Source organism: Klebsiella sp. GW_Kp181 (assembly GCF_040062315.1).
Classification (GTDB): domain Bacteria; phylum Pseudomonadota; class Gammaproteobacteria; order Enterobacterales; family Enterobacteriaceae; genus Klebsiella; species Klebsiella oxytoca.
In genome coordinates this window covers 1-4,789 of sequence record NZ_JBEAFR010000021.1, presented here as the reverse complement: position 1 = coordinate 4,789, position 4,789 = coordinate 1, and the positions used below count along the sequence as shown (strand labels likewise).

Annotated in this window: 4 protein-coding genes and 1 pseudogene; 2 read left to right on the top strand and 3 right to left on the bottom strand. The window is 45.4% G+C overall.

Annotated features, from left to right (window positions below; genetic code table 11):
• Window positions 1-339: 339 nt before the first annotated feature.
• Window positions 340-603: a hypothetical protein gene (locus ABLV11_RS06900; protein ID WP_156529680.1), complete on the bottom strand. Its 264-nt coding sequence runs from the start codon at window positions 601-603 to the stop codon at window positions 340-342.
• Window positions 604-1,174: 571 nt separating this feature from the next.
• On the opposite strand from ABLV11_RS06900, the gene ABLV11_RS06895 reads away from it, so the two are divergent.
• Window positions 1,175-2,179, top strand: coding sequence for an NAD-dependent epimerase (locus ABLV11_RS06895; protein ID WP_004103673.1), 1,005 nt, complete (start codon window positions 1,175-1,177; stop codon window positions 2,177-2,179).
• Between the two features lie 465 nt (window positions 2,180-2,644).
• Complete coding sequence (locus tag ABLV11_RS06890) at window positions 2,645-2,767, top strand: small membrane protein (protein WP_004138729.1); 123 nt, start codon at window positions 2,645-2,647, stop codon at window positions 2,765-2,767.
• A gap of 562 nt (window positions 2,768-3,329) precedes the next feature.
• On the opposite strand, the gene ugd is transcribed toward ABLV11_RS06890, so the two are convergent.
• Both ugd and ABLV11_RS06880 read right to left on the bottom strand, forming a co-directional pair.
• Window positions 3,330-4,496 (bottom strand): UDP-glucose 6-dehydrogenase, encoded by a 1,167-nt coding sequence (gene ugd / locus ABLV11_RS06885; RefSeq protein WP_004103677.1) that lies wholly within the window; start codon window positions 4,494-4,496, stop codon window positions 3,330-3,332.
• A 162-nt stretch (window positions 4,497-4,658) separates the two neighbouring features.
• Window positions 4,659-4,789, bottom strand: a pseudogene (locus tag ABLV11_RS06880) (phosphomannomutase); the annotation flags it as partial.

Genomic DNA, 4,789 nt, shown 5'->3' with positions numbered 1-4,789 from the left:
CGGCTACCGGTGCCACCCGCCATAATCACAGGAAGTAACATGATAAAATCCTTAAATAAATAATCATTTTGTTTACTATCAATCAACGGCACACGTTTGGCTTCAGGCTGGATTTTGCGCACGCTACCGCCCTTGGCTTTCGCTACCAAATTGCGTCGGGCCTTATTGTTGTACCCACTCTCTTACGGCGTTAATGCAGTAGCTGCGTTAGCGCCAGGTGAGTCGTTCCCCAGACAGGCTAAGCACTTCGGCGCTTAACGATCTGCCTGAGAGCTTAATCATTCTAAAAACAGAGATATGTTGGCGAACATATCTCTGTTTTCATCCGTAATCGCACCATCACACGCGCAAAAAACGCAGAGTACTTTCGCCGTTTCCGTAAGGGCTATCCATCAGGACTTTCTCATTTAGTAAGGATAGAACACTGCCGCTGTCGGCAGACGCATTGGCGGAAAGAGATGCTTTGCAGGCGTAGAGAGAAGCGAGAGAAATACGCTGAATGGCGATGTTAACGGCAGCGCTGCGGGAGAAAGCCAGAACACTCTGGATACCAGTGGAGGCTGAGCAGAACGGATTGACTCTCTTTTTTAGCATTACGCTCACGATATGTTCCAGAAGATGGGATGGGTGGTTCATATCTCGACAACACATACACCATACAAACGAATTATCTGCGAAGTATACGCGTTGGCCTAAAAGAATAAAAATGAAAAAGCTCAATGAAAAATAAATTCAACAGATGAACTTCAGGCCTGGCTTTTTTCCACCCTCACTCAGATGCTTAAGAAATAAAAATAAAATCAACAACTTAAAAACCGATTCGAATTTTAGCTTGGTTTTTCCGAATGATCATGCATGAAACGTAAGCAAATTCATAAATCACGACAATATGAATTCAACTTATTTCATCTCGAAAAAAAGATCACATTGTGAACAGAGAAATCATTACCAGACATAAAGACCACAGAGTTATTATTTGCCAGCTAAGCTAACTGCATGATAATAATTATTATTTACGCCATTCTCTGGCGGGGAAGGCTCTTATGAAATGCTTCTCTCAAGCTTTTGCTGGCGACAACTTAACCGCTAACGGTAAAGCAGGTGATCCCTACAGCAAGCCAGTGTAAAATCGGCAATTATATATAGCGGGGCAAAGTGAACCCGGAGGATAAATATGAAGTTTTTAGTGACTGGAGCCGCAGGATTCATCGGTTTTCATGCGTGCAAACGCCTTCTGCAGGCGGGTCATGAGGTTGTCGGACTCGACAACATGAACGATTACTATGATGTCAATCTGAAGCAGGCCCGGCTGGATTTGCTGCAATCCCCCCTGTTCAGTTTCCATAAAATCGATCTGGCGGATCGTGAAGGTATTGCCCAACTTTTTGCTCATGAAAAATTTAACCGGGTGATCCACCTTGCTGCCCAGGCTGGCGTTCGCTACTCGCTGGAAAATCCGTTCGCTTATGCTGATTCCAATCTGATTGGTTATCTGAACATTCTTGAAGGCTGCCGACATAATCACGTTGAGCATTTGCTGTATGCTTCATCAAGCTCGGTTTATGGTTTAAACCGCAAGATGCCATTCTCAACCGACGATTCTGTTGACCATCCGGTTTCTCTGTACGCCGCGACGAAGAAAGCAAATGAGCTGATGGCTCACACCTACTCTCACCTTTATGGTATTCCGACCACCGGATTGCGATTCTTTACGGTCTATGGCCCGTGGGGCCGTCCGGACATGGCGCTGTTCAAGTTCACAAAAGCCATGCTGGAAGGAAAGAGTATTGATGTCTACAACTACGGCAAGATGAAGCGCGACTTCACCTACATCGATGATATCGTCGAGGCGATTGTACGGATGCAGGATATTATCCCGCAGCCCAATCCTGAATGGACCGTTGAGACAGGTTCCCCGGCTGACAGCTCTGCGCCCTATCGTGTGTATAACATCGGGAACAGCTCACCGGTTGAGCTGATGGATTACATCACTGCGCTGGAAGAAGCGCTGGGTATGGTCGCGGAAAAGAATATGATGCCTATTCAGCCAGGCGATGTGCTTGAAACCAGCGCGGATACAAAGCCACTGTATGATATGGTGGGATTCAGACCGCAAACAACGGTCAGTCAGGGGGTGAAGAACTTCGTTGACTGGTATAAGGCATATTATAAGGTGTAATGCCCCCGGGCAATGCGCATGCTATTAAGCCGCAGCGGCACCCCGCTGCGGCTTTTCTGTTTGGTAGGCCATGTTGAGCAATCTTACGATTCTGTCGGTAACAGAGCATGCTGGGTAAAGTGGCGCGGAACAGCCCATACCGTACATTAACGAGACCTGAATCTGGTAAAAAAAATATCACCAGAAGCCGAATACAGCCCTTCCCTTACGCTATCTGAAGAGCATTAGCTTAGACAGATTATCATCCCCAGAGGGTCTGGCTGGCATTTAAGTCTGTTACAGATCGTTTATTCATAGCAGAAGCCATAAAAAAGATTTATTCACTTTCCTGTAAAAAAGCCACAACCTCCATATAGGAATTTTCTTAATTCCAGGATATGTTAAGCATCTCAGGGCGGACTTTGTCAAAAGTATTAGTTCGCAAGCAAATGGATTTATCACATTCCTTTCATTCTGGTACGAATTATGGCAAACATAATTTTCTTAGCAGTTGCTGCCATCCTGTTGATTGTTTCTGTTTATTTTCTGATTTCTTATATTAAGGACCAGAAAAAAACCAAGCTGACTTTTAACAAGCGAAAGTGGTGAAAAGAAAACTTAATATAATTATAATACTGGCATAGGAAATAATAATATAAAATACTGCTAGCCGTGGAGATGCGTTCCGTCTTTACAGCTGGCGCTGGAAGCTATTTTATAAAAGTTACTAGAATCGGAAACAACATCCCAGACATCAGGATGATTTTTTATGCCCACGGCTAACTTATGCATACCATGCCTCCCCCCTGAACGATCCCGAAGCGTCGGTTTAAACTGGAATCTGCATCTCATCGCATTCCAGGGCAGGATGCTGTACACCGGCAGGAACTTATAAACAACAAAAGCCTGCAAGCAGGCTCTGTTTTACCTTCCGGCGCTTATCTCCAGCGTCTACATCTCAGTGACGGTAGCTCTTCACAAGGTGAATTTAACATATCCGACCTCAATGATTGCGACAAGATGAACAATTGAAGAATTTAAGCGGGGTCACGTTTTTTAAGGGGATGTGGTTTAGGTGAAGGAACGGTGAGACTGGCAAGAGAAATGCGTAATCATTTAGAGGGGGAGGAAAGCGGTGGCCGGCAGTTGCTGCTCCCGGCCAGAAGACAGATTAGTCACTGCCAAATAAATCGCGGGTATATACCTTATCAGCAACATCCGACAGCTCTTCAGCCATACGGTTAGAGACAATCACATCAGCTTCTTGTTTGAACGCTTCAAAATCGCGAACTACGCGGGAATTGAAGAATTCATCTTCCTGCATAACCGGTTCATAGATAATAACCGGAATACCTTTAGCCTTAATACGCTTCATGATGCCCTGAATTGAGGAAGCGCGGAAGTTATCAGAACCACTCTTCATGATCAGGCGATAGATCCCAACGACCTTAGGCTTACGCGCCAGGATGGAGTCAGCAACGAAATCTTTACGCGTGCGGTTAGCGTCAACGATGGCGCCAATAATGTTATTGGGTACAGATTCGTAGTTCGCAAGCAGCTGCTTGGTATCTTTAGGCAGGCAGTAACCGCCGTAGCCAAAGGACGGGTTGTTATAGTGGTTACCAATACGCGGGTCGAGGCACACGCCTTCGATAATCTGCTTACTGTTCAGGCCCTGGCTCTCAGCGTAGCTATCCAGTTCATTGAAGTAAGCCACCCGCAGCGCCAGATAGGTATTGGCAAATAATTTGATTGCTTCAGCTTCGGTAGAATCAGTAAACAGCGTCGGGATATCCTGCTTGATCGCCCCTTCTTTCAGGAGATTAGCAAAACGTTCCGCGCGTTCTGAACGCTCGCCAATAACGATACGCGACGGGTGGAGGTTGTCATAGAGCGCGCGGCCTTCACGGAGGAACTCTGGAGAGAAAATAACATTATCAATGCCCAGGCGCTCTTTAATATCACGAGTGAAACCAACGGGGATGGTTGATTTAATGATCATGACCGCATCAGGGTTAATCTCGGTAACATCGCGAATAACGGCTTCAACGGTCGACGTATTGAAGTAGTTTGTTTTCGGATCGTAGTCAGTCGGCGTGGCGATAATGACATAATCTGCATTGCGATAAGCATCATGCTTGTCAGTTGTTGCGCGAAAATTCAACGGTTTTTCCGCCAGGTATTCCTGAATCTCCTTATCGACAATCGGAGAAATCTTTTGGTTAATCATATCAACTTTGGATTGAATGATATCCAGCGCCACCACTTCGTGGTTTTGCGCAATCAGGATGCCATTCGATAAACCGACATAACCGGTACCGGAAATAGTAATTTTCATTCGATCACACTTTAATCAGTTAACTGGACGGCGGCATATTAGCCACCCTGGTAATCAACACTTGTGGCGGTTTTACTCTCAGAAAGATGGGAAGTCAAGAAAGAGCCATAAGGTTATGCATAATTCCACACATCAACCCTATGGCTCTAAACAGAATAATTTCTATTTAAGTAAAGCTAATATTTCTTCTGTTTTAGCCTTCATTAATTCATCATCAGCTTTTGACTCGACGTTGAGGCGCACTACCGGCTCGGTGTTCGAGCTGCGCAGGTTAAAACGCCACTCCGGATATT

Coding starts and splice junctions, on each gene's coding strand:
- ugd (WP_004103677.1), bottom strand. CDS start 4,496: ATGAAAATTACTATTTCCGGTACCGGTTATGTCGGTTTATCGAATGGC.
- ABLV11_RS06895 (WP_004103673.1), top strand. CDS start 1,175: ATGAAGTTTTTAGTGACTGGAGCCGCAGGATTCATCGGTTTTCATGCG.
- ABLV11_RS06890 (WP_004138729.1), top strand. CDS start 2,645: ATGGCAAACATAATTTTCTTAGCAGTTGCTGCCATCCTGTTGATTGTT.